General features: G+C 56.2%; 1 pseudogene. It reads right to left on the bottom strand.

Features of this window, described 5'->3' with window-relative positions:
- Window positions 1–167 (bottom strand): annotated as a pseudogene (locus ACLFKU_RS44895) (IS5/IS1182 family transposase); the annotation flags it as partial.
- Window positions 168–251: the final 84 nt, after the last annotated feature.

Below are 251 nucleotides of genomic sequence, written 5' to 3'. Positions count from 1 at the left end.
ATCGTCGCGATCGGGAAAGGCGGCCGTCCGGTTTTGCCTGCCGGATAGTGCGGCTCGATCAGCGCAATCAGCTTCGACCAAGGCACGACACGCCGCATCTCATCGAGAAATTCCCGCTTGCGCGTGCGCTTGGTTGACAGATCCAGGTGAAGACCCAACTGCGACATTACTCTTCTCCTCAACTAATTCGCGATGCTTCCAGGATAGCTGAACGGGGCGTCAATGCCAGGACTTTTGCAGACCTTCCTTAA

This window comes from Paraburkholderia sp. EG304, from assembly GCF_046543485.1.
In the GTDB taxonomy this organism is placed as follows: Bacteria; Pseudomonadota; Gammaproteobacteria; order Burkholderiales; family Burkholderiaceae; genus Paraburkholderia; species Paraburkholderia youngii.
The sequence above is the reverse complement of the archived record's forward strand: the minus strand, read 5'-3'. Positions and strand labels throughout refer to the sequence as shown.